The sequence below is a fragment of the Pseudomonas sp. AK181 genome, from assembly GCF_051122975.1.
Lineage (GTDB): Bacteria > Pseudomonadota > Gammaproteobacteria > Pseudomonadales > Pseudomonadaceae > Aquipseudomonas > Aquipseudomonas lactis.
Genome location: NZ_CP146348.1, coordinates 5,033,989 through 5,057,460 on the forward strand (window position 1 = coordinate 5,033,989; position 23,472 = coordinate 5,057,460).

19 protein-coding genes are annotated in these 23,472 nt (G+C 60.2%); 12 read left to right on the forward strand and 7 right to left on the reverse strand.

What is annotated here, in order from left to right; all coding sequences use genetic code 11:
* Positions 1-174: 174 nt before the first annotated feature.
* From gap to V8689_RS23055, 7 genes are all read left to right on the forward strand, one after another.
* Positions 175-1,176: a type I glyceraldehyde-3-phosphate dehydrogenase gene (gap, locus tag V8689_RS23025; RefSeq protein WP_003193921.1), complete on the forward strand. Its 1,002-nt coding sequence runs from the start codon at positions 175-177 to the stop codon at positions 1,174-1,176.
* A 202-nt stretch (positions 1,177-1,378) separates the two neighbouring features.
* Positions 1,379-1,897, forward strand: a complete 519-nt coding sequence (locus V8689_RS23030) for an RNA polymerase sigma factor (protein ID WP_003193922.1) — start codon at positions 1,379-1,381, stop codon at positions 1,895-1,897.
* Between the two features lie 74 nt (positions 1,898-1,971).
* Positions 1,972-2,940 carry a FecR family protein gene (locus tag V8689_RS23035; protein ID WP_056789177.1) on the forward strand — a complete coding sequence of 323 codons (969 nt, stop codon included), beginning with the start codon at positions 1,972-1,974 and terminating at the stop codon, positions 2,938-2,940.
* Positions 2,941-3,055: 115 nt separating this feature from the next.
* Positions 3,056-5,620: a TonB-dependent receptor gene (locus tag V8689_RS23040; protein ID WP_056789174.1), complete on the forward strand. Its 2,565-nt coding sequence runs from the start codon at positions 3,056-3,058 to the stop codon at positions 5,618-5,620.
* 138 nt (positions 5,621-5,758) lie between these two features.
* A complete protein-coding gene (locus V8689_RS23045; protein ID WP_003193925.1) occupies positions 5,759-6,367 on the forward strand; it encodes a biliverdin-producing heme oxygenase in 609 nt (202 codons plus the stop codon).
* Positions 6,368-6,536: 169 nt separating this feature from the next.
* Entirely contained in the window at positions 6,537-6,938 is a 402-nt protein-coding gene (locus V8689_RS23050) for a YbaN family protein (RefSeq protein WP_056789171.1), read from the forward strand.
* 138 nt (positions 6,939-7,076) lie between these two features.
* Positions 7,077-9,215 carry a methyl-accepting chemotaxis protein gene (locus V8689_RS23055; protein ID WP_056789168.1) on the forward strand — a complete coding sequence of 713 codons (2,139 nt, stop codon included), beginning with the start codon at positions 7,077-7,079 and terminating at the stop codon, positions 9,213-9,215.
* Positions 9,216-9,357: 142 nt separating this feature from the next.
* Here the strand turns inward: V8689_RS23055 and V8689_RS23060 are convergent, their stop codons facing one another.
* Entirely contained in the window at positions 9,358-9,921 is a 564-nt protein-coding gene (locus V8689_RS23060) for an NAD(P)H nitroreductase (RefSeq protein WP_056789161.1), read from the reverse strand.
* A 140-nt stretch (positions 9,922-10,061) separates the two neighbouring features.
* Here V8689_RS23060 and V8689_RS23065 point away from each other — a divergent pair, with 140 nt between their 5' ends.
* Genes V8689_RS23065 through V8689_RS23075 form a run of 3 tightly spaced genes read left to right on the forward strand, consistent with a single transcriptional unit; the run spans position 10,062 to position 13,697 of the window.
* Positions 10,062-11,501: a di-heme oxidoredictase family protein gene (locus V8689_RS23065; protein ID WP_056789158.1), complete on the forward strand. Its 1,440-nt coding sequence runs from the start codon at positions 10,062-10,064 to the stop codon at positions 11,499-11,501.
* Between the two features lie 31 nt (positions 11,502-11,532).
* The gene (locus V8689_RS23070) at positions 11,533-12,597 is read left to right on the forward strand and encodes an imelysin family protein (protein WP_003193930.1); all 1,065 of its coding nucleotides are present in this window, start codon (positions 11,533-11,535) and stop codon (positions 12,595-12,597) included.
* A gap of 2 nt (positions 12,598-12,599) precedes the next feature.
* Positions 12,600-13,697, forward strand: a complete 1,098-nt coding sequence (locus V8689_RS23075; protein WP_056789239.1) for a DUF1513 domain-containing protein — start codon at positions 12,600-12,602, stop codon at positions 13,695-13,697.
* A 272-nt stretch (positions 13,698-13,969) separates the two neighbouring features.
* Here V8689_RS23075 and V8689_RS23080 read toward each other — a convergent pair whose 3' ends face one another.
* The 5 genes from V8689_RS23080 to colR all read right to left on the reverse strand — a co-directional run bounded on the left by V8689_RS23080 (position 13,970) and on the right by colR (position 17,740).
* Positions 13,970-14,197, reverse strand: a complete 228-nt coding sequence (locus tag V8689_RS23080) for a hypothetical protein (RefSeq protein ID WP_003193932.1) — start codon at positions 14,195-14,197, stop codon at positions 13,970-13,972.
* A complete protein-coding gene (locus V8689_RS23085) occupies positions 14,194-14,913 on the reverse strand; it encodes a lipopolysaccharide kinase InaA family protein (protein WP_003193933.1) in 720 nt (239 codons plus the stop codon). Before V8689_RS23085 ends, V8689_RS23080 begins: the two co-directional genes overlap by 4 nt.
* A gap of 4 nt (positions 14,914-14,917) precedes the next feature.
* The gene (locus V8689_RS23090; RefSeq protein WP_003193934.1) at positions 14,918-15,598 is read right to left on the reverse strand and encodes a class I SAM-dependent methyltransferase; all 681 of its coding nucleotides are present in this window, start codon (positions 15,596-15,598) and stop codon (positions 14,918-14,920) included.
* Between the two features lie 188 nt (positions 15,599-15,786).
* On the reverse strand, positions 15,787-17,067 hold the full coding sequence (locus V8689_RS23095; protein ID WP_056789155.1) for a sensor histidine kinase: 1,281 nt from the start codon (positions 17,065-17,067) through the stop codon (positions 15,787-15,789).
* Positions 17,057-17,740: a two-component system response regulator ColR gene (gene colR / locus V8689_RS23100; RefSeq protein WP_003193936.1), complete on the reverse strand. Its 684-nt coding sequence runs from the start codon at positions 17,738-17,740 to the stop codon at positions 17,057-17,059. The genes V8689_RS23095 and colR overlap by 11 nt, the downstream gene beginning before the upstream one ends.
* Positions 17,741-17,940: 200 nt before the next feature.
* On the opposite strand from colR, the gene V8689_RS23105 reads away from it, so the two are divergent.
* Positions 17,941-19,890: an LTA synthase family protein gene (locus tag V8689_RS23105; protein WP_056789152.1), complete on the forward strand. Its 1,950-nt coding sequence runs from the start codon at positions 17,941-17,943 to the stop codon at positions 19,888-19,890.
* Between the two features lie 49 nt (positions 19,891-19,939).
* Positions 19,940-20,653, forward strand: coding sequence for a phosphatase PAP2 family protein (locus tag V8689_RS23110; protein ID WP_056789150.1), 714 nt, complete (start codon positions 19,940-19,942; stop codon positions 20,651-20,653).
* A gap of 905 nt (positions 20,654-21,558) precedes the next feature.
* Here the strand turns inward: V8689_RS23110 and ltrA are convergent.
* Entirely contained in the window at positions 21,559-23,250 is a 1,692-nt protein-coding gene (ltrA, locus tag V8689_RS23115) for a group II intron reverse transcriptase/maturase (protein ID WP_071534438.1), read from the reverse strand.
* Positions 23,251-23,472: the final 222 nt, after the last annotated feature.

Sequence of the window (23,472 nt, forward strand, 5' to 3'; positions counted from 1 at the left end):
GATCAAACGCCCACGGCTCATGGGATGGCAGGGGGTCGTTTGGATCATCGGACCAGTTGATTCAGGTCACTCGTTGTAGATTGAACAAAATATTGCCACTAAAAAGGCTTGTTTTCTATTTTTATGCGAATAATCTTGTAATTCTTACAACAAATCGACGACAGGCACTTTCCGATGACTCTTCGAATCGCAATCAATGGTTTTGGCCGTATCGGCCGTAATGTCCTGCGCGCACTGTATACCCAAGGCTATCGCCAGGATTTGCAGATCGTCGCCATCAACGATTTGGGCGACAGCTCGATCAATGCCCACCTGCTCAAGTACGACACCGTACACGGCACTTTCGACGCAGAGGTTGCCCACGATCAGGAAAGTCTGACCGTCAACGGTGACCGGATTGCCGTGAGTGCCATTCGCAACCCCGCCGACCTGCCGTGGGCTGCGCACAAGATTGACGTGGTGTTCGAATGCACCGGCCTGTTCACCGACCGTGACAAGGCTGCCGCGCATATTAGCGCCGGCGCGCGCAAGGTGATCATCTCCGCCCCGGCCAAAGGCGCTGACGCCACGGTGGTTTACGGGGTAAACCATGACATTTTGCGTCAATCCCACCAGATCATTTCCAACGCATCGTGCACCACCAACTGCCTGGCGCCAGTGGCACAGGTGCTGCATCGCGAACTGGGCATCGAAAGCGGGCTGATGACCACCATCCACGCCTACACCAACGACCAGAACCTCACCGACGTCTACCACACCGACCCGTACCGCGCGCGTTCGGCCACCCAGAACATGATCCCGAGCAAGACTGGCGCCGCTGAAGCGGTGGGCCTGGTGCTGCCGGAACTGGCAGGCAAGCTGACCGGCATGGCGGTGCGTGTACCGGTGATCAACGTGTCCCTGGTGGACCTCACCGTGCAGCTGAAAAAAGAAGCCACGGCCGATGAGGTCAACGCCCTGCTCAAACACGCCAGCCAGCATTCGAAAATCCTCGGCTACAACACCCTGCCGCTGGTTTCCAGCGACTTCAACCATAACCCGCTGTCGTCGATCTTCGACGCCAATCACACCAAGGTCAGCGGCAAATTGCTCAAAGTGCTGGCGTGGTATGACAACGAGTGGGGCTTCTCCAACCGTATGCTGGATAACTGCCTGGCGCTGTGCAACGCCGAATAAGCCCACAGTATCGTTCCCACGCTCTGCGTGGGAATGCCGCCTAGGACGCTCCGCGTCCTGCTGTTAAAACCGTGACGCAGAGCGTTACAGGATGCGTTCCCATGCAGAGCATGGGAACGAGCGGCAATCCGCAGAAATAGCCACTTGCCATTTCAGTTGATGATAAGCATTATCATTCACTGCAAATCGGTCTGGTATCACTGTGAGCCAATCTCGCTTCAACCACGTCTTCCTCACCCAACGGGTGATCCTGCTACGAACTCTGCAACGCATGGTGCATAACCACAGCACTGCCGAGGACCTGTTGCAGGAAACCTACCTGCGCGTGACTCGGGCCCTGAGCGAGCGGCCAATCGACCACCTTGAACCTTTTGTCTACCAGACAGCCCGTAACCTGGCGCTGGATCATTTGCGCTCGCGCAGGATTCAGGCGCGTACCCTGCAGGAGGATGTGCCACTGGATGTCCTGCAAAGCGTCGCCGCGCCGGCCAGCACGCCCGAGGAAGCCACCCAGGCCGAGCAACTGCTGGAGCACCTGAGTGTCAGCCTCGGCCAGTTGAGCGCCCGCCAGCAGCGGATTTTCATCCTCAGCCGCCTGCACGGTTGCAGCTATCAGGAGATTGCCGATCAGTTGGGTGTGTCCTTGAGCACGGTGCAAAAGGAACTCAAATTGATCATGGCTATCTGTGTGGGTGTGGCCGAACGGCTGGATCAGCCTTAAGCTTCACCCGACAGAGGTGTCGATCCAAGCTGTAGGAAAAATGAATAGAACGTGGCGAAGACCCGAGGAACACCGTGACGGACCCGAATAAACTGCGCCCCCATGCGTTGGCTCATGAGGTGTTGCAAGACGCGGCCATGGACCAAGCCCTCGATTGGCTGATCGCCTTGCAGTGCCCGCAACCTGGGCAGCAGGCCGCGTTCGACGCCTGGCTGGCCCAGGACCCGGCGCATGTCCACGCCTTCAGCAAGGCCCAGGCCGCCTGGGGTGACGCGCCGGTACACAGCGCCGCCGTGGCCCTCGCCGCACCGCGCAAGCCCAGCGGCTGGCGCCGGATCAAACCGCACTGGAAACCCCTGGCCACCGCCGCCGTGTTGCTGGTCGGCCTGTTCAGTTTCAGCAACCTGCCGGTGCGTTTACAGGCCGACCATCTGACGGTGGTGGGCGAGCGCCAGCGCCTGCAACTGGACGATGGCTCCAAGGTGCTGCTGAACACCAACTCGGCATTTTCCAGCACTATCAAGGACCATCAGCGCATTGCCCGCCTGTACCAGGGCGAAGCATTCTTTGAAATAGCGCCCACCCGTGGCCTGCCCTTGGAAATCGACGCCGGCCCGGTGCGCGCCAGCGTGCGTGACACCGCCTTTGCCGTGCGCTACCTCAATGGCGAAGCCCAGGTTCAAGTGCAGCGCGGCGATGTCGACCTGAGCAACACCTTCGACGATGCCCGTGTGCGCCTGAGCGCCGGTGAAAGCATCCGCATCGGCCCCAAGGGTTTCGGCCAACCGGCCAAGCTCGATGCCAGCAAAGACCTGGCCTGGGTCCAGGGCCGGCTGGTGTTCGAAAACTGCCCGATGAGCGAAGTGCTGGCTGAGCTTCGCCGCTATTACCCCGGCTGGATCGTCAACAACAACGAGCAGTTGGCCAGCGTCGCCGTCACCGGCAACTACCGCCTCGACCAACCTCTGGACGTGGTGCGCTCCCTGGCTCACATCACCTCGGCCAAGCTGTCGGAGTACCCGGCGCTGGTGATCCTGAACTAAATGAGAATTATTTTTACTCGATGTTAACCGGCGATACGTCTCGTTATAGCCAATGCAACTGATTCCTATTTGGTTCGGTTCGCAACTATAAGATTCGTATCCCGGAGCGCTCTCGATGTCCTCTCGTTTCAACCGCCGGTCTGCTTCGCCCGTTTTGTCATTGCTGACCGCTGCAATCCTGCTGGCTGGTGCGCCCGTCATGAGCGCCAGCGCCGCCGAACCTGCCGCTCGCAGCCACGCCAATTACACCTTCAGCATTGAACAGCAGCCGCTGGTATCGGCACTCAACGCCTTTACCGCAGTGACCGGCTGGCAAGTCGGCCTGCCGGCCGAACTGGGCCAGGGCGTGTCGTCCCCGGGCGTGCGCGGCCCGCTGCCGGCGGAAAAAGCCCTGGAGCGGCTGTTGGTGGGGACCAACCTGAGCTATCGCAAACTGGGCAACAACAACATCGTGCTGGAAAAACGTAGCGCCGGCAGCGCCCTCGCCCTGCAACAGGTGACCATCAGCGCCACCCGCAATGAACAGGATGTGAACAGCGTACCGAGCACCGTCAGCGTGCATGATCGCGAAGAGCTGGACCGCCAGAACGTCAACAACATCCGTGAACTGGTGCGCTACGAACCCGGCGTCTCTGTAGGCGGCGCTGGTAGCCGCTCGGGTAACGCCGGCTACAACATTCGTGGTATCGACGGCGACCGCGTCCTCACCCAGGTGGATGGCGTCGAAGTGCCGGATAATTTCTTCAACGGCCCTTACGCCAAGACCCGTCGCAACTACGTCGACCCGGAAATCGTCAAGCGCGTGGAGATCCTGCGCGGCCCGGCCTCGGCCCTGTACGGCAGCAGTGCCATCGGCGGCGCGGTGAGTTATTTCACCCTCGACCCGGACGACATCATCAAGCCAGGCCAGGACGTCGGCGCCCGCCTGAAGACCGGCTACAGCTCCGCCGACGAGAGCTGGCTGACCTCCGGCACCTTCGCCGGGCGTGTGCAGGACTTCGACGGCTTGCTGCACCTGAGCCAGCGCAATGGCCACGAAACCGAATCCCACGATGGCAACAACGCCACCGGCCTGGCCCGCACCGGCGCCAACCCGGAAGATGCACGCACCACCAACGTGCTGGCCAAGCTGGGCTGGAACTATGGCGATGACAACCGCCTGGGCCTGACCTACGAGAAGTTCAAGGATGACCGCGACGTCAATCTGAAAAACGCAGTGGGCGGCCCGTTCATCGGTGGCCGGGGCATGAACCTGTACCGCGACCGCCGGGGTAATGACACCATCACTCGCGAGCGCTTCGGCCTGGAAAACACCTTCGCCCTGGAATCGCCGATTGCCGACCGCATCAAGACCAGCCTCAACTACCAGATCGCCAAGACCGACCAGACCACCGCCGAAATCTACCAGGCCGGCCGTCGCGTCTTGCGTACCCGCGACACCCTTTACGAAGAAAAACAGTGGGTCTTCGACGCGCAACTGGACAAGGCTTTCAGCTTCGGCGAAACCGACCACCAAGTGACCTACGGCACCACCCTCAAGCAGCAGAAAGTCACCGGTTCACGCGAAGGCTCGGCCTCGTGCCTGGCCATTGGCGCCGGCTGCACCGCCATCGGCGGGCCCAGCCCGTCAGCCGGCGACAGCGTGAAGAAGGCCAGCGACTTCCCCGACCCGACCATCAACACCTACTCGCTGTTCGCCCAGGACCAGATCACCTGGGACAAATGGACCTTCCTGCCCGCCGTGCGTTATGACTACACCCGGCTCAAGCCCAAGCTGACCCAGGAGTTCCTCAACACCGTCAACCCGACCGGCGAGTATGCCGTCGACGGCAAGGACAAAACCTGGAACCGCGTCACGCCCAAGTTCGGCCTCACCTACGCCCTGACCGACAACTACACCTGGTTCGGCCAATACGCCGAGGGCTTCCGCACGCCGTCGGCCAAGGCCCTGTATGGTCGCTTCGAAAACCTCAACATCGGCTACACCGTCGAACCCAACCCCGACCTCAAGCCCGAAACCAGCAAAGGCATCGAAACCGGGATTCGCGGCAAATTCGACGAAGGCTCCTTCGATATTGCGGTGTACTACAACAAGTACCGTGACTTTATCGACGAAGACAACGCCGTGGTCGGCGGCACCGTGGAGCAGTTCCAGGCCGTCAACATCAAGCGCGCCACCATCAAGGGCGTGGAAGCCAAGGGCCGCCTGAACCTGGATACCTTCGGCGCGCCGAAGGGCCTGTATACCCAAGGCTCGGTTGCCTACACCTACGGTCGCAACGACGACAATGGCGAACCGCTGAACAGCGTCAACCCACTCAAGGGCGTGTTTGGCCTGGGCTACGACCAGGACAACTACGGCGGCCTGCTGAGCTGGACCTTGGTGAAAAAACAGGACCGCGTCGACAGCACGACCTTCCACGCGCCCGACGGCGGCACTGATGGCCCGTTCAAGACCCCGGGCTTCGGCATCCTCGACCTGACCGCCTACTACAAGGTGAGCAAAGACGTGACCGTCAACGGTGGCCTCTACAACCTCACCGACAAGAAGTACTGGAACTGGGATGACGTGCGCAGCTACGACAGCGTCGGCGAGGCCGGTGTGACCGGCCCGGCCAACCTCGACCGCCTGACCCAGCCCGGTCGCAACTTTGCGATCAACGTGATCTGGGACATCTGACCCATCCGCCTCACTTCGCCGCCCGTGCATCTGCGGCGAGGTGAGGATTTTTTACTGTGCCGCGTCTTCTTGTTCGTCTAGTTGATAACAGCTCTCTTTAAGGGCACCCAGGCGCTTCTCTTCTCAAGGACTTTTTTCATGACCGCTTCTTCCACCGCAGAACGCCCAAGCCTGCGCTCCCAACGCCTGAACCAGATCACCAACGAGCCGCACACCAAGCTCGACGCATTGGTGAAGGCTCACGCGCCGTTCGAAACCCAGGCCAACTTCGCCCGCTTCGTCGTGGCCCAATACCTGTTCCAATCGGAACTGGTAGCCCTGTACAACGATGCCGAGCTGAACCAGATCATCCCGGACCTGGCCGCCCGCTGCCGCGCCGAAGCCGCCAAGCTCGACCTGGCAGACCTGGACACCGAAATCCCGGCCCCGGTTGCCGGCGCGGTGAACAATCCCAGCAAAGCTGAAGCTTTGGGCTGGCTGTTCGTCTCCGAAGGCTCCAAGCTGGGCGCTGCGTTCCTGATCAAGCGCGCCGTGGGCTTGGGCCTGAGTGAAACCTTCGGTGCCCGCCACCTGGGCGAGCCAGCCGGCGGTCGCGCCGAGGGCTGGAAGAGTTTCACCCGTACCCTCGACGGCCTGGCATTCAGCGCCGAGGAAGAAGCCGCCGTGGAAAAAGGCGCGATTGATGCGTTTGTGCGCTTCACCGTGTTGCTGGAACAGGCGTACGCTAGCGCCCCGGAACTGGCGTAAGTATTCCGGTAGACAGCGGTTCAATGTGGGAGCTGGCTTGCCTGCGATGGCGGTGAGTCAGCTCCACATGTTTAACCTGATGCACCGCTATCGCAGGCAAGCCAGCTCCCACATTTGAGTGCATTTCATGGCTGACGATGTGTAAACCTTCCCACCAGAAAATTGCAACATGACCGGCAAACCCCAATCCTCCTCCAAAATCGCCCAGCTCCTGTTCGGCCTGCTGGCCTACGTCAGCCTGGGGATCGGCTTGGTGGCGATTGTCATACCGGGGTTGCCCACCACCGAATTCATCCTGCTCGCCGCCTGGGCCGCCACCAAAAGCTCGCCGCGCCTCAGCGCCTGGCTGGAAAACCACCGCCTGTTCGGGCCGATCCTGTCCAACTGGCGCAATGGCAAGATCATCGCCCGCCGCGCCAAAGTCAGCGCCACCGTGAGCATGTTGCTCTGCGCCGGGTTGATGCTGGTGATGCTCGATCACGGCTGGCCGGTATACCTGGCGATTGCCGGGATGAGCCTGGGCAACCTGTGGATCTGGTCCCGCCCCGAGCAGCTGGCACGGCCTGTCTAAGGCGGCGTGTAGGCGTTTTCCTACCGCTCATCGCCTATTTCTCATGAATTGATTTGTGACGCCGATGTTTCAGGCATGACGCCGAAGGGACTTGGCGCGTTTGCGTGCATTCCAACAAGTCCATTCGTGAGTGAACCTATGTTCGACACCCTCTCCATCCGCTTGAAAATCGTGTTGCTGTCCGGCCTGTGTCTGCTGGGTGTGATTGCACTGGTGGTCGGCATCAATATCTACAACACCAACCAGAACGATCGACTGGTCAGCGATTCAAGCTCACGAATGCTCACCGCCAGCGTGGAGCAACTGCTGCAATCCAAAGCGGCCGAACAGGCCACGCAACTGCAGAAGACCTTCGGCGAAAACCTGCTGGTAATCACCGCCCTTGCTGACCAGATCAAAGACTTGCGTCAGTTGGGCACCCAGCGTTCCCTTGAAGCCGGTGCCCTGCGTGAAGAACTCAACCGCAGCGTCAAAACCGCGTTCGAGCGCAACACCAAGGTGCTGGGCATCTGGCTGTCGTTCGAACCCAACGGGCTGGATGGCAAGGACAGCGAATTCATCGACGACAAGGCGCGCGTCTCCAATGAAAAAGGCCGGTTTTCCAGCTACTGGAGCCGGGCTGGCGGCGAAGGCCAGAACACCATCATGGTCGAAGATGACCTGACTAAGACCACCCTCAACCTCAGCGGTACGCCCTACAACATCTGGTACACCTGCCCACGGGACACGCGCAGCACTTGCCTGCTGGACCCGTACGAAGACACGGTGGCCGGCAAACCGGTACTGATGACCACCATTTCCTTGCCGCTGATCGTCGACGGCAAAGTCATCGGTGTGGTCGGCGTAGACATCGCCCTCACCGCCCTGCAAGCGACCACCGATGCGGCGCAAAAAGACTTGTTCAACGGCGCCGCCCACCTGGAGATTCTGTCCAGCACCGGCCTGATCGCCGCCTACAGTGGTGAACCAGGCAAAGTCGGCAAGAACCTGATCGACAGCATTGGCGCCGAAGGCAAGGAGATCGTGCAACTGCTGGCCAATGACCGCCCGGTTATCCGCGAACAGGACGACACCATTCGTGCCGTGTACCCGCTCAAGCCGATTGCCGGTGCCAAATCCTGGGGCGTGGTGATCAAGCTGCCCAAAGCGGTGATGCTGGCCGACAACGAAAAACTGCAAGCCGTGCTCGACGAAGCCCAGGCCACGGGCACGCTCAAAGCCTTGCTGGTGGCCGCCGCCGCTGGCCTGCTGGGCTTGCTGCTGATCTGGCTGACCGCTACTGGCGTGACCCGCCCTATTAATAGCGTGGCCGCCATGCTCAAGGGCATCGCCAGCGGTGACGGCGACCTCACCCAGCGCCTGGCCTACGCCAAGAAGGACGAACTGGGCGAGTTGGTGAACTGGTTCAACCGCTTCCTCGACAAGCTGCAGCCGACCATTGCGCAGATCAAGCAAAGCATCACCGAAGCCCGCGGGACGGCTGATCAGTCGTCCGCCATTGCGCGCCAGACCAGCGAAGGCATGCAGGTGCAGTTCCGTGAAATCGACCAGGTCGCCACCGCGTCGAACGAAATGAGCGCCACCGCCCATGACGTGGCCAACAGCGCCTCCAATGCCGCCAGCGCGGCACGCGGCGCTGACCAGTCGGCACGCGAGGGCATGTCGATCATCGAGCAGAGCACCCGCGATATCACCACCCTGGCCGACGAAGTCAGCAAGGCCGTGGGCGAAGTCGAAGCCCTGGCGGTCAACAGTGAGCAAATCGGTTCAGTGTTGGAGGTGATCCGCAGCATTGCCGAACAGACCAACCTGCTGGCATTGAACGCAGCGATTGAAGCGGCGCGCGCCGGGGAAAGCGGGCGTGGTTTTGCGGTGGTGGCCGACGAAGTACGCAACCTGGCCAAGCGCACCCAGGACTCGGTGGAAGAAATCCGCCTGGTGATCGAGCGTATCCAGAGCGGCACCCGTGGCGTAGTGGCGACCATGCACTCCAGCCAGCATCAGGCGCAGAGCAATGCCGGGCAGATCCATCAAGCCGTGCAAGCCCTGGGCAAGATCAGCGACGCGGTCACCGTGATCAGCGACATGAACCTGCAAATCGCCAGCGCGGCCGAACAGCAGAGCGCGGTGGCCGAAGAGGTCAACCGCAACGTCTCGGCGATTCGCACCGTGACCGAAACCCTCACCGGCCAGGCTACCGAATCAGCGGCGATCAGCAGCCAGCTCAATGCGCTGGCCAGCCAGCAGATGAAGTTGATGGATCAGTTCAGGGTCTGACGGTCCTTAAAACATTGCCCCCTGTAGGAGCGAGCTTGCTCGCGAAAAACGTCAACGATAACGCGTGCTTCCTGAATAAACGCGGCGCCTTTGAGTTCTTCGCGAGCAAGCTCGCTCCTACATAGAGCAGGACAGTGGTGAATTACCGGCCAAGCCAGGCCTGGACGAACGGCGTGAGGTCTTCCTTCGGCGCCGTACGCGGCGGGTTCTGCGGTGTGCCCAGGTAGAGAAAGCCAATCACTTCTTCATTCGCCGCCAGCCCCAGGCCTTTGGCAACGTGAGCCGAGTAGGACAATTCGCCGGTACGCCACACCGCGCCAATTCCCTGGGCATACGCCGCCAGCAGAATGCCGTGGGCCGCACAGGCGGCGGCCAGCAATTGCTCGGACTTGGGCACTTTGAAATGCTCTTGCAAACGTGCAATCACCACCACCACCAGCGGCGCACGCAGCGGGCCGTTCTGGGCTTTATCGATGGCGGCTTGCGGTGCTTCCGCGTCCTGCAGGCGGGCGGCTTCGGCCAACAGCGTGCCCATCTGCTCACGCGCTGCACCTTCCACGGTAAGGAAACGCCACGGCCGCAGTTGGCCGTGATCGGGCGCGCGCATGGCGGCGGCGAACAGCAGGTCGCGCTGCTCCTGGGTCGGTGCCGGGTCGAGCAAACGGGGCACGGAAACACGGTTGAGCAAAGCGTCGAGAGCCTGCATTGGCCACCTCCATAAAAAAATGTGCGGTCATTCTAACGGGAAAGAATCGGGATGCCACCAAACGATAATTGCTCTTATTCAATCTGCCCTGCCCTGTTAGACTTTGCGCCTTAATTTTCTGCCCTCGTCCAGGAATCTCGATGTTCCGTGCGCTTTTTTACCTGCCTGCAGCGTTGATGGCTTTAAGCCTGACTGCTTGCGATGACGCCCCTCGCTTCACGAAAGCAGAGCCGGGTGAATCGCGGGCCGGTGGCGCGGCGACGGTAAACAAGCGCGACCAGAACGCCTTTTCCCTGCCCTCGGCCAACCTGGCGCCCACGCGGCGCTTGGATTTCAGCGTCGGCAACAGCTTCTTTCGCAACCCATGGGTGATTGCGCCGTCCACCACCACGGCGCGCGATGGCCTGGGCCCGTTGTTCAATACCAACGCCTGCCAGAACTGCCATATCAAGGATGGCCGTGGCCACCCGCCACTGCCTGACGCGCCCAATGCCGTGTCGATGCTGGTGCGCCTGTCCATCCATCCTTCTAATACAGAGCAGCCAGCCTACGCCAAGCTCATCGAACAGATCGGCGTGGTGCCCGAGCCGGTCTACGGCGGGCAATTGCAGGACATGGCCGTGCCCGGCGTCGCGCCGGAAGGCAAGGTGCGGGTCGACTACACACCGGTCAACGTCCGGTTCAAGGACGGCATGCTGGTCGAGTTGCGCAAGCCCGACCTGCAGATCACCCAACTCGGCTACGGCCCGATGCACCCCGACACACGCTTCTCGGCGCGTATCGCCCCGCCGATGATCGGCCTGGGCCTGCTCGAAGCGATCAGCGATGCCGATATCCTGCGCAACACTAACCCCAAGACCGCCGACAAAGAGGCCATCGTGGGCCGCGCCAATTGGGTCTGGGATGACGCCCAGCACAAAACTGTCCTCGGGCGTTTTGGCTGGAAAGCCGGGCAGCCCAACCTCAATCAACAAAACGTTCACGCGTTTTCTGGTGATATGGGCCTCACCACGTCCCTGAGACCCTTCGATGACTGCACCGACGCCCAAGTGGCCTGCAAACAGGCGCCCAACGGCAATGGCCCCGAGGGTGAGCCGGAAGTCAGCGATAACATCCTGCGCCTGGTGCTGTTCTACACCCGCAACCTCGCAGTGCCCGCACGTCGCGACGTTGATACGCCGCAAGTGCTGGCCGGCAAGAACCTGTTCTACCAGGCCGGTTGCCAAGGCTGTCACAAGCCCACGTTCACCACGGCCGCCAACGCCGCCGAACCTGAACTGGCCAACCAGGTGATCCGCCCTTACAGCGACCTGCTGCTGCACGATATGGGCGAAGGCCTGGCCGACAACCGTAGCGAGTTCAAAGCCACCGGCCGCGACTGGCGCACCCCGCCGCTGTGGGGCATCGGCCTGACGCAAACCGTGAGTGGCCACACCCAGTTCCTGCATGACGGCCGCGCCCGCAACCTGCTTGAAGCCGTGCTGTGGCATGGCGGTGAAGCCCAAGCGGCGCAGCAACATGTGTTGTCGTTCAATGCCGAGCAGCGTGCCGCGTTGCTGGCGTTCCTGAATTCTTTATAAGCTTTGCCTCACTTACAGAAGGGAGCTCGACATGTTTCGTCCCAAGTTGTTGTTCACCAGCCTCGCCGCCCTGGCCTTGGGCGCTTGCTCGCCCCAAGACCCGCAAGCCGTGACCTCGGCAGCCATCGCCAAGCAAGTGATCCTGCCAACCTATAGCCGCTGGGTTGAGGCCGACCGTCAACTGGCCGTCAGCGCCCTGGCCTACTGCCAAGGCAAGGAAAGCCTGGACACCGCCCGCGCCGACTTCCTGCACGCACAAAAAGCCTGGGCCGAGTTGCAACCGCTGCTGATCGGCCCGCTGGCCGAAGGCAACCGGGCGTGGCAGGTGCAGTTCTGGCCAGACAAGAAGAACCTGGTAGGCCGCCAGGTCGAGCAACTGGTCAGCGCCCAGCCGCAGATCGACGCCGCCGCCCTGGCGAAATCCAGCGTGGTGGTGCAAGGCCTGTCGGCCTACGAATACATCCTCTACGACGCCAAGCCTGACGTCGCCGACGACGCCCAGAAAGCGCGCTATTGCCCGCTGCTGATGGCGATCGGTGAGCGCCAGAAAGTCCTGGCCGAAGAGATCCTCGCCAGTTGGAACAGCACCGACGGCATGCTCGCGCAGATGACCAAGTTTCCGAACCAGCGCTACGCTGATTCCCACGAAGCCATCGCCGACTTGCTGCGCGTGCAAGTGACCGCCCTGGACACCCTGAAGAAAAAACTCGGCACCCCAATGGGCCGCCAGACCAAGGGCATCCCGCAACCGTTCCAGGCCGATGCCTGGCGCAGCCAGTCGTCCCTGCAAAGCCTGGAAGCCAGCCTTGCCGCCGCTCAAACCGTATGGGTAGGCGTCGATAACAAAGGCCTGCGCGGCCTGCTGCCGGCGGACCAGAAGCCACTGGCCGAGAAAATCGACGCCGCCTACGCAGCGTCCCTGAAACTGTTCGCCAGCAACCAGCGCACTCTCAACGAACTGTTGAATGACGACGCCGGGCGCCAGCAACTCAACGACATCTACGACAGCCTCAACGTGGTCCACCGCCTGCATGAAGGCGAACTGGCCAAGGCGCTGGGCGTACAACTGGGCTTTAACGCCAACGACGGTGACTGATGATGCTCAGGCGACAGGCTTTGGCGGTGGGCAGCGTGCTGCTCAGCGCTATCACCTTGGGTGGCTGGACGCTGTTCAAGCACAAAGACAAAGGCCCGCTGCTGCTATCGGCGCGTGATGATGCCGACGGCAAGCACTACGCTGTCGGCTATCGCCTGGACGGCAAGCCGGTATTTGCCACCCAGGTCGGCCAGCGCTGCCATGACATCATCAACCACCCGACCTTGCCGATTGCGCTGTTCGTCGCCCGTCGCCCGGGCACCGAGAGCTACCTGATCGACCTGCGCGATGGCAGGCTGCTGCAAACCATCACTTCCAACGCCAACCGCCATTTCTATGGCCATGCGGTGATCCACAAGAGCGGTGACTGGCTGTACGCCACCGAGAACGACACCTCCGACCCCGGCCGTGGCCTGTTGGGTGTGTATAAGTTCGAAGGTGAGCGGCTGGTGCACAGCGGCGAAATTTCCACCCACGGCATCGGCCCGCATCAGGTCTCGTGGATGCCCGACGGCGAGACGCTGATTGTGGCCAACGGTGGTATTCGCACCGAAGCCGAAAGCCGGGTAGAGATGAACCTTAATGCCATGGAGCCGAGCCTGGTGCTGATGCGCCGCGACGGCAGCCTGATCAGCAAGGAAACCCTGGCCCAGCAGATGAACAGCGTGCGGCACATGGGTATCGCCAGCGATGGCACCATCCTCACCGGGCAGCAGTTCATGGGCCCGTCCCAGGAGCGTTCCGAGTTGCTGGCGATCAAACGCCCGGGGCAGCCGTTCGTGGCGTTCCCGGTGGCCGATGAGCAGTTGCAGGCCATGGGGCATTACACCGCCAGCGTGGCGGTGCACAGCGAACTGCGCCTGGTGGCGTTGACGGCACCGCGGGGCAACCGCTTTTTTATCTGGGACATGGACACCGCCGAACTGCGCCTGGATGGGCCCTTGCCGGACTGTGCGGGGGTGGGCGCTGTGACGGATGGGTTTGTAGTGACATCCGGCCAGGGGCGTTGCCGCTTCTATGACTGCCGCCAGGAAAAGTTACTGGCAACCCCCCTGGAGTTACCGGCGGGGTTCTGGGATAACCACCTGCACCTGGTCTGAAACTACCCTTTTGTAGCTGATCGTTCCCACGCTCTGCGTGGGAATGCAACCCGTGACGCTCTGCGTCACTGGCGCTAACGGACGAGACGCAGAGCGTCTCAAGAGGCATTCCCGCGCAGAGCGTGGGAACGATCATGAACGATAATGCGCCTATCCTGAATGAACGTGTCGTCTGCGGGTTTTTCACGAGCAAGCTCGCTCCTACAACAGTTGAGGTGTCAGGCATAAAAAAAGGGCCTTGCATCGCAAGGCCCTTTTCGGGGTCAATCGTTTCAACTTTGCGGCCTCATCGCTTGAGACATGCCGAACATGAATAACAGCAATTCATGGTCGGGCTTGGCCGCCACACTCGTCTTGGCAATGCGTGGCAGCAGGCATTGCCCGCCACCGTCTACCGCACTCAACACTTGTGTACGAGGTTGTTCCCATACCGCCAGGGCCAAGGCTGCAACACCCAATGCCCCGACCAGAAACAAACCTCGTGCTATTTCTAGCTTCATCTGGTTAAACCCTTGATAGCGCTGCCAAACGCCGTCTCGTAAAAATAGCTGAGTTTTTTCCAGTCGGTATCATTCCACGACGAATGGCGGCGCAATTGCAGCATGTCGTGGGACGCGGCCCGATAAGCGGTCAAGCGCTGGCGGCATTTCTCAAAGTCCAGCAGGGCCACTTCCACTGTCGCCGCATCAGGCTCACCGGTCACCCGCACGAAAATGTGCTTGATATACAGGCAACCGTGTTGCCAGCGGCCTTTGTGCATACGGGCCAAGGTGCCAGCCAACTCTTGCAGCAGGCGCTCATGGACCGCCTCGCCATACTGTTGGCGGCCACCGGCGGCGTACCAGTTTTCGATCTCGTCGAAACCGTCCAGGGACGCGGTCACCAACAGGGCTTTCCACTGGTGCTCGGGGTCGCGACGCGCCTCGCAAAACACCAGTTCCGGCACACGCACATCCAGCAAACGCAGGCCTTTGAGGGCATCACGTTCACGCAGCACGGTCGGACGCCCGAAGGGGTGCAGCCAACTGCGGTAAATGTGCCCGGTCTGGCGCTTGCAATAGAGCAAGCGACCGTTAGGGCTGATCACCCGCTGCACGCCACTTTCACCACCACGGCGACGGTTGGGTTCTTCCACCCATTCACCTTGCTGACGCCAGAAAAAATCAAATCGTTCTTCGGGAGCTACATGACTGCCTACTACGCACTCAACTGCCATCCTGTTACCTCTTGCGCAATACATACACTCGCCACATGGCGTAGAGCGGTATGAAGTCCAGGGATTCCTGAACACGGAAACCGGCCTGCTCGAACTCTGCCTCGACAGTAGCAGCCGGTAACACAAACCGGTTTTGGTAACCTTCCTGCTCACCTTTTTTGCGACGACGCACTTCGCTGCGCTTGCGCTTCCAGGCCTTGAAATTGCCGTCTACCCACAGCGAAATAATCACGCTGTCGCGGGTAACACGTTGAAACTCGCGCAGTATTGTCAGCCTGTGCTCCGGCTCACCAATGTGGTGCATCAAGCGCATGCAGAAAATACTGTCGACGGAATTATCTGGCAAATCGATATCAAAGGCAGACGTCTGCAAAGGGCGTACCCGTTTCACCACCTCTGCCGGTTGGGCAGCGGTGGCGATCTTCAACATCGACGCCGAATTGTCAGCTCCGATAATCACACGGTTGGGTTTTTCGGCCAGTAACGGCCAGAAGCGTCCAGCGCCACACGGCAGGTCCAACACCAGGCCCGGCTCACCGGCCATGGCCAATGCGCCGCGCGCCAACTGCTCGTCGCGTTTGTGGGACAACCGGCGAGCCAGATTGTCCTGATGCTTGAGCAAATATTTCTGCGCGTGTTGATCGTCGTACTTGTCAGAAAATTCCAGCTTGATCGGGGAAGGCATCTTACGTCTCCAGTAACTGATGCCTACGACCTTAAGCAGCGAACTGTGATCAACAGGTCAACTCGTTGTGAAAATCTTGTCCTGTCCAACCGCATACATTTCAAGACTTTACAGAAACATTCAGTAGCACCGGGCCATCTTCGCCGAAAAGCAGGCAGTCTGCATCAGCAAAACGACAGACTGAAGGGTCAGGTTTTGACTGGGTTAAGCTCCACATGAAAACGGCAGCCATTGGGCTCCATGGTACTCAGGCTTACGCTCCAGCCCTGGCTTTCGCAGATCCGTTGCACCAGCGACAGGCCGAGGCCAAGGCCCTCGCCACGTTTCTCGCTACCGCGCACGAACGGCTCGAACATCGCTTCGCGCTTCTCTTCGGGGATGCCGACACCGGAGTCCTCCACCAGGAAGCCACTGGGCTCCAGCGTCAGGCGGATAAACCCGTGTTCGGTGTAATGCAGTGCGTTGCGCAGCAAGTTGCCCATCACCGCATGCAAGAAGGTGGTGTTGTAGCGGGTGTCCAGGGGGTTACCCGGCAGGTAGATCAACGCCAGGCCTTTTTTCTCGATGGGCTCGCGCCAGATACCGAGCAGGTCTTCGGCCACCTGGGTGAGGTTGCCCTGGGGCGAACTGGCAGCGTCGTCGTGTTTGGCGCGGGCCAGCATCAGGAAAGTCTGCACCAGCTCGCGCATTTCTTCACAGGCACGGGCAATGCGCTCGACCTGGTTGCGACCACGCTGATCGATGGCTGGGTTTTCGCGCAACAGTTCGCAGGAGCTGGCCAGGACCATCAAGGGCGTGCGCAACTCATGGCTCACGTCACTGGTAAACAACTGCTCGCGTGACAACGCCTGGCGCAAGCGGCCGAGGGTGGCGTCGAACGCCACCGCCAGTTCGCCCACTTCATCGGCGGCGTAATCCGGCGCCAGGGGCGGTGCCAGGCCCAACAGTTGGTCACGATGACGGACCTGGCGGGCCAGGCGTACCACCGGCGCCATCACCTTGCGGGCCAGCACCCAGCCGAGGAACGCCGCCAGCGCCAGGCTGAGCACGAAGCCCACCAGCACCACCGCAAACAGCACGCGCTCACGCTCTTCAAAATCGCTCTGGTCTTGCAGCAACACATAACGCCGGCCATCGACCACTTCAACCATGGCGTGGTACGACAGCGCCTCGCGAAACACCTCATGAAACCCTGGGTCCAGATGGCGCAGGTCCTTGGGCAGTTCAAAATCGCCACGCCCACCGCTGAAATAAAACAGCTGGTCCGGCTCTGGCCGGTGGCTCCAGTCTTCGACATTGTCCATCAACAGCAGGCGCTGCAGGTCACCGCCCAGGCCCGCCGAGATCAACTTCTCTTCCACCAGGTGCACCGTCGCAATGATGCCCACGGCGAAGGCCCCCGCCACCAACGCACTCATCAAGGCAAAAGCGATGATGATCCGCTGGGCAAGGCTTTGCTTAAACTCCATCACGACCCTCGGCCAGGCGATAACCCACACCGTGCACCGTTTGCAGTAGCGGTTTGGCGAAAGGTTTGTCGATCACTTGGCGCAGTTGATGAACGTGGCTGCGCAGGCTGTCGCTGTCCGGGCAGTCATCGCCCCACAGGGCCTCTTCGAGAACTTCCCGGCGCAAAACATGCGGGCTTTTCTGCATCAGCACGGCGAGCAGCTTCAGGCCCACCGGGTTGAGCTTGAGCAGACGCCCTTCGCGGGTGACTTCCAGCGTATCGAGGTCGTAGTTCAGGTCACCCACTTGCAGGGCACGACGCCCGCCGCCTTGGGCACGGCGCAACACCGCTTCGATACGCGCGGCCAGTTCCGACAAGGCGAAGGGCTTGAGCAGGTAATCATCGGCGCCAGACTTGAAGCCCTGCAGCCGGTCGTCCAATTGGTCACGCGCGGTGAGCATGATCACCGGTGTGTCGCGGCGCGCGTCTTCACGCAGGCGTTTGCACAGGGTGTAGCCATCGATGCCGGGCAACATGATGTCGAGCACGATCAGGTCGTAGTGTTCGGTGGCTGCCAGGTGCAGGCCCGACAAACCGTCCTGCGCACAGTCCACTGTGTAGCCTTTGAGCCCCAGGTAGTCGGCCAGGTTGGCGAGGATATCGCGGTTGTCTTCAACCAATAGAATTCGCATGGGCAGTGTCTCCGTACGCAGTAACGGCCGTGTTGGCTCGCGCAGCTTAAGGCCAAGCGGGGCTCAGGGATAGAGGTGAGAGCCCCGTCGATAAAGGTTTTCAACTGTTTGTAAAGCCAAACAAGTTTTTCACTATAGCTTCACAAACTAACTACAGTGTCAGGACGAAGATCGCCCCCATTGATATAAGGAACTTGGACATGGGTTTTTTCAAAACAGCGCCAATGCGCTATTTGCTGTTGATCACCGGTGCCTGGTTACTGGTTTTCCTGCTCACCCGCAGCGTGCTGCTCATTACCCACCTGGATGAAGTCAGCGGCAACCTGTTGCCGGTGTTTGGCGTGGGTTTGCTCTACGACTTGGGTTTCCTGGCCTATGCAGCCTTGCCGCTTGGCCTGTATCTGCTGCTCTGCCCGCCGGCCCTGTGGCGCCGCCGTGGCCATCGCTGGTTCCTGCAAGCGGTGCTGACTGTCAGCCTGTTCGCCATGCTGTTCACCTCGGTGGCCGAATGGCTGTTCTGGGATGAGTTTGGCGTGCGCTTCAACTTTATCGCCGTCGATTACCTGGTGTACTCCGATGAGGTACTGAACAACCTGCTGGAGTCTTACCCGATCGGCAAGCTGCTGAGCCTGCTGGCGATGCTGGCGCTGATTTTGAGCGTAGCGTTGCGCAAGCCCTTTAATGCCGCGATGGCAGCGCCGTTGCCTGCACTGCGCGGCCGTTTGGTCAACGCCCTGGGCCTGCTGGTGCTCGCCGGCCTCAGCCTGCAACTGGTCAGCCAGGACAGCCCGCGCACCCAAGGCGGTAACGCATACAACAACGAGTTGGCCAGCAACGGCCCCTATCAGTTCTTTGCCGCCTTCCGTAACAACGAATTGGACTACACCCAGTTCTATAAAAGCCTACCGACCGACGTCGTCGCCAAGCAGTTGCGCGCCGAACTCAGTGAGCCCAATGCCCGCTTTATCGACCAAGACCCGCTGGATATTCGCCGTGCCATCACCAACCCCGGCACACTGCGCAAGCCCAACATCGTACTGGTGACCATCGAGAGCTTCAGCGCCAAATACATGGGCAGCAATGGCGATGCGCGCAACCTCACGCCCAATCTGGACGCATTGCGCCAACAGAGCCTGTACTTCAATAACTTCTATGCCACCGGTACGCGCACCGACCGTGGCCTGGAGGCTATTACCCTGGCAATCCCGCCGACGCCGGGGCGTTCGATCGTCAAGCGAATCGGCCGCGAAAGCGGGTTCGCCAGCCTGGGTCAACAGCTCTCGGCCATCGGTTACGACAGCGTATTTGTCTACGGCGGGCGCGGTTACTTCGACAATATGAACGCGTTCTTCAGCGGCAACGGTTATCGGGTGGTGGACCAGAGCAGCGTGCCCGAAGCAGAAATCTCATTCAAAAACGCCTGGGGCATGGCCGACGAAGACCTGTTCAAACAGACCTTGAAACTGGCCGACGCCGATTACGCCAAGCAGCAGCCGTTCTTGCTGCAACTGATGACCACCTCCAACCATCGCCCCTACACCTACCCGGACGGGCGTATCGACATCAAGTCCGGCAAGGGCCGCGACGGCGCGGTTAAATACACCGACTACGCCATCGGCCAGTTCCTCGAAGCTGCACGCCAGAAGCCCTGGTTCGATAACACCATCTTCGTGTTCGTCGCCGACCACACGGCTGGCAGCGCGGGCAAGGAAGACCTGCCGATCACCAACTACCAGATTCCGCTGTTTATCTACGCGCCCAAGCTGATCGACGCACGGGAGTCCGCTCAACTGTCCAGCCAGATCGACCTGGCGCCGACCTTGCTGGGCCTGCTCAACCTGAGCTACGAATCGACATTCTTTGGCCGCAACCTGCTGCAAGACAACCCATTACCGCCACGGGTGGTGGTGGGCAATTACCAGCACCTGGGTCTGTTTGATGGCAAGGACCTGGCAATCCTCAGCCCGCGCCAAGGCTTGCGTCGCCATGACCAGGCCCTGGGCGAGAGCCAGGAGCTGCGCGTCGGTAGCGATGACCCCTTGATCCAACGGGCGATCACCTACTACCAGGCCGCCAGTTATGGCTACAAACAGCAACTGCTGAGCTGGAAAGCGCCCAAGGAAGAGGCTCCCGTCTTAAGCAAACGCTAATCAAAAAGCCCCGCGCAGGTAGCACGGGGCTTTTTCACCAAGGTTCGAGATGAAATCCCCCTCCTCTTTACCGGTTTCCAAACCGCTTGATTTTTGGCTATGCCTGGGCCTGCCTGCCAGCGCTGCAGTGGCCTTGCTGTTGCTGGAACTGACATCCCTGGACATGGACCTGGCCAGACATTTCTACAGCGCAGAGGCGGGCGGCTTCATTGGCCGCTATAGCTTCTTTCTTGAAGACATCCTGCATGACCGTGCCAAGCAACTGGTGATCCTGTTTTCGGTACTGGCGATTCTGGGCCTGGTCGGCAGCTTCATCCTGCAGCGGCTCAAGCCTTACCGCCGTGAACTGGTGTGCCTGGTGCTATCGCTGGGCATGGCGACGGCGTTCGTGTCGCCATTGAAAACCGTCACCGCCGTGCAATGCCCCTGGAGCCTCAAGGAGTTCGGCGGCCAGGAAACCTACAGCGAACTGCTCAGCCCGCGCCCGCCTACCGATAAACCCGGCCGCTGCTGGCCCGGCGGGCATGCAGCCACCGGGTTTGCCTTGTTCGCCTGGTTCTTCGCCCTGCGGGATCGACGGCCACGGCTGGCGCGCTACGCGTTCATCTTTGCTGTCAGCCTGGGCAGCGTGTTTTCAGTCAGCCGTATGCTGCAAGGGGCGCACTTTTTTTCCCACAATGTGTGGACAGCGATCTTTTGCTGGCTGATCTGCCTGGGGCTGTACTGCTTGTTGCTGTACCGGCCTGCACGGCAACGGTCATAGCTTTCTGTAGGAGCGAGCTTGCTCGCGAAAAGCCTCAACGATAACGCGTGCTTGCTGAATGAACGCGGCGCCTTTGAGTTTTTCGCGAGCAAGCTCGCTCCTACAAAAAAGCCATTAGGGCTGCCTGCGAAAGCCAACGGTAACAACGATGCGAAGCGAGTCGCTCTTGATCTGCTCTTGATCTGCTCTTGATCTGCTTTTGATCTGCTTTTGATTTTGATCTTAAGCGCCCCGTTAAACCACGCTGGCCGGAATTCGACAGGGATTTGGGGGGTAAACCGGCAGGGATGCCGGTTTAGCCGCCCCGCGCCATGGATGGCGCGTGGCGGCGGCCCCCCAAATCACTGGCGGATTACGGGCACACCGAGCCTAGGCGAGGTGCCGAGTGGTGGGGCAAGAGCGCTTTGCTTACTTTCGCGCTTTTCGAAAGTGAGCCGCCGTCAGGGCGGAACCCTAGGTGGCCGTTACCGCAGGAATGGATATGTACACAATCCAACTGTGTCGCCTGTCAGGCCGCCTTCGCGAGCAAGCCCGCTCCCACATTGGGACCGAGGGGCGTCAGGTAGATAGGCGTCGGCTGGCAGGGCGTTATCGCAGGCAAGCCAGCTCCCACAGTTGGATCGCGGGGGTGTCAGGGAGATAGGCGTCGGCTGGCAGGGCGTCATCGCAGGCAAGCCAGCTCCCACAGTTGGATCGTGGGGGTGTCAGGGAGATCTGCGCCAGTCACGGGAGCAAGCTCCCTCGCCACAGGTCCAGCATACAGCCGTGCATAAAAAAGCCCCGCCTGCATCACTGCAGGCGGGGCTTTTTATAGTGCTGGGTAAGGCTGGCTGTCGGGTAAGAAACGGCCATTACTGACCGTCCCTCCCCTAAGAACTGTACGTGCGAGTTTCCCCGCATACAGCTCAAGCCTTTGTAAGCCCTTTCTCAGTTGAAAGAGCCGGTGCCGCACTGTGTAACTGTCGATGACAGTTGGGATGCAACAACACCAGATTGCCCAGCTCGTCGCATCCGCCCTTGTGCCGCTCGATAACATGGTGAATGTTCCACCCGCTTTCGAACGTAATCAACTGCTTGCACATCGGGCAGCGCTTGCTCTGGCCAAGCCACAGCGTCAGCGTCTTCCGCTTCCCCTCGTCCGAGCTTCGCCACGCATATTCCAGCCGTTGCTCGAAGTACATCTCGTCCTCTGGGGCGTATGGGTTAGCCTCCGCCTTGATCTTGGTGTGCCGCTTGATCGGCGTATCGCTGGCGTACAACAAGTGGAGCAGTTTGCCGCTGGGGTGTAGCCCGGAGAATACCCAACTACGTGTTCCCACGCGCTTGAAGTATTTTTCCTTGATCCAACGTTTGCAGCGATTCAGATGTCGCCGCCTGCACCATCGCCATAGCAATTTCCAGATCCTGTAATCCACGTAGTTGAAGGTCTGCTTGGCGACAATCGGCCGATGATAATTGGCCCAACCCCGAATAACTGGATTGAGCTGCTTGATCAACAGGCTGGCCGGTGCCGCTTTGTTCGCTTCAACCAACGCCTTAACCTTGGCCAGAAATGCTTTCACGTTCTTGTGGGCTGGCTTTATCAGCAGCTTGTCACCGTACTTGCGAATATTCTGACCGAGGAAATCGAACCCATCCGATACATGCGTGAACAACGTTTTCTCCACCGCAAGGCTCAACCCCCGCTCGGCCATGAAGGCTTCGACGAGTGGCTTCACCTCGTTTTCCAGCAGCTCTTTCGAGATGCCGGTGATGACGAAATCATCTGCGTATCGCACATAGTTGACCTTGGTCTTGTAGCTGGCTTTGGTATTACGCTGCCCGAACCGAGATTCGAGCTCCTTTTCCAGTCCATCAAGGGCCAGGTTGGCCAATACGGGCGAGATGATCCCTCCTTGCGGAGTTCCCGCCCCTGTCGGATTCAATCGACCGGATTCCAAATATCCCGCTTTCAGCCATTTCCTTAGAACCACTTTGTCCATCGGGACGTTAGTGATCAGCCAGTCGTGACTGATGTTGTCGAAACATCCCTTTATATCGCCCTCCATGACCCACTGCGCAGAATGCTTGCGACCGAGATTGACGAACAATTGCTCGATTGCATCTGCCGTGGAACGGTGAGGGCGAAAGCCATAGGAATTTCGGTCGGCTGTGGTCTCAGACACCGGTTCAAGTGCCAGCAGGTATAACGCCTGCATCGCTCGATCCAGCATCGTCGGAATCCCCAGCGGTCTACGCTGGCCATTTGCTTTGGGAATGTAAATCCGCCGCAGTGGCCGGGGCTTGTAGCCCCTGCGCTCTAACCGAAAAACTGCCTTCCATTTGCTTTCAGGCGTGCTCCAGGTTTCCCCATCGACGCCGGGAGTCCTGCGACCCCGGTTTTCAGTGACCCGTTTAACCGCCAATACCTTGGCGGCAAACGAGCGAACCAGCATACGCTGCAAGGTTTTCACCTGCCGCCATTGCTGATTCTTGGCTGCCTTCGCGATCCGTACCTGTAGCCCTCGCACCTGTCGATGACCTGTTTCCCAGTCTATCGAATGCCAACTGATGGCCAGATGGGAGGACGCAGGTACTTCTATTTCAGACGCACTCATCTTGCTTTTCCTCCAGAGAAGATTTCCCCAGAGGGCAGTAGACGCACGTCGCCCTTGTGGGGGAGTGAGTACACTGCCCCGCAAGGGATTTCTATGAGTTAGACGCAGCCGGTCAAACCGACAAACGTCTGTTCTTGATGGCTTTACAGGCCTTCTCGCGATCAAAGACCAGTCGGAAGTCAGCACCGTTTCCAGTCAGGGCAGAGCCCTTATCCAACCCCA

What these genes read in the sequence shown, in the direction of transcription:
- V8689_RS23050 (WP_056789171.1), top strand. Translation starts at nt 6,537, where the DNA reads ATGACCGGCAAACCCCAATCCTCCTCCAAAATCGCCCAGCTCCTGTTC.
- V8689_RS23085 (WP_003193933.1), bottom strand. Translation starts at nt 14,913, where the DNA reads ATGGCAGTTGAGTGCGTAGTAGGCAGTCATGTAGCTCCCGAAGAACGA.
- V8689_RS23065 (WP_056789158.1), top strand. Translation starts at nt 10,062, where the DNA reads ATGTTCCGTGCGCTTTTTTACCTGCCTGCAGCGTTGATGGCTTTAAGC.
- V8689_RS23055 (WP_056789168.1), top strand. Translation starts at nt 7,077, where the DNA reads ATGTTCGACACCCTCTCCATCCGCTTGAAAATCGTGTTGCTGTCCGGC.
- V8689_RS23060 (WP_056789161.1), bottom strand. Translation starts at nt 9,921, where the DNA reads ATGCAGGCTCTCGACGCTTTGCTCAACCGTGTTTCCGTGCCCCGTTTG.
- ltrA (WP_071534438.1), bottom strand. Translation starts at nt 23,250, where the DNA reads ATGAGTGCGTCTGAAATAGAAGTACCTGCGTCCTCCCATCTGGCCATC.
- V8689_RS23040 (WP_056789174.1), top strand. Translation starts at nt 3,056, where the DNA reads ATGTCCTCTCGTTTCAACCGCCGGTCTGCTTCGCCCGTTTTGTCATTG.
- gap (WP_003193921.1), top strand. Translation starts at nt 175, where the DNA reads ATGACTCTTCGAATCGCAATCAATGGTTTTGGCCGTATCGGCCGTAAT.
- V8689_RS23090 (WP_003193934.1), bottom strand. Translation starts at nt 15,598, where the DNA reads ATGCCTTCCCCGATCAAGCTGGAATTTTCTGACAAGTACGACGATCAA.
- V8689_RS23095 (WP_056789155.1), bottom strand. Translation starts at nt 17,067, where the DNA reads ATGGAGTTTAAGCAAAGCCTTGCCCAGCGGATCATCATCGCTTTTGCC.
- V8689_RS23045 (WP_003193925.1), top strand. Translation starts at nt 5,759, where the DNA reads ATGACCGCTTCTTCCACCGCAGAACGCCCAAGCCTGCGCTCCCAACGC.
- V8689_RS23110 (WP_056789150.1), top strand. Translation starts at nt 19,940, where the DNA reads ATGAAATCCCCCTCCTCTTTACCGGTTTCCAAACCGCTTGATTTTTGG.
- colR (WP_003193936.1), bottom strand. Translation starts at nt 17,740, where the DNA reads ATGCGAATTCTATTGGTTGAAGACAACCGCGATATCCTCGCCAACCTG.
- V8689_RS23075 (WP_056789239.1), top strand. Translation starts at nt 12,600, where the DNA reads ATGCTCAGGCGACAGGCTTTGGCGGTGGGCAGCGTGCTGCTCAGCGCT.
- V8689_RS23080 (WP_003193932.1), bottom strand. Translation starts at nt 14,197, where the DNA reads ATGAAGCTAGAAATAGCACGAGGTTTGTTTCTGGTCGGGGCATTGGGT.
- V8689_RS23070 (WP_003193930.1), top strand. Translation starts at nt 11,533, where the DNA reads ATGTTTCGTCCCAAGTTGTTGTTCACCAGCCTCGCCGCCCTGGCCTTG.
- V8689_RS23105 (WP_056789152.1), top strand. Translation starts at nt 17,941, where the DNA reads ATGGGTTTTTTCAAAACAGCGCCAATGCGCTATTTGCTGTTGATCACC.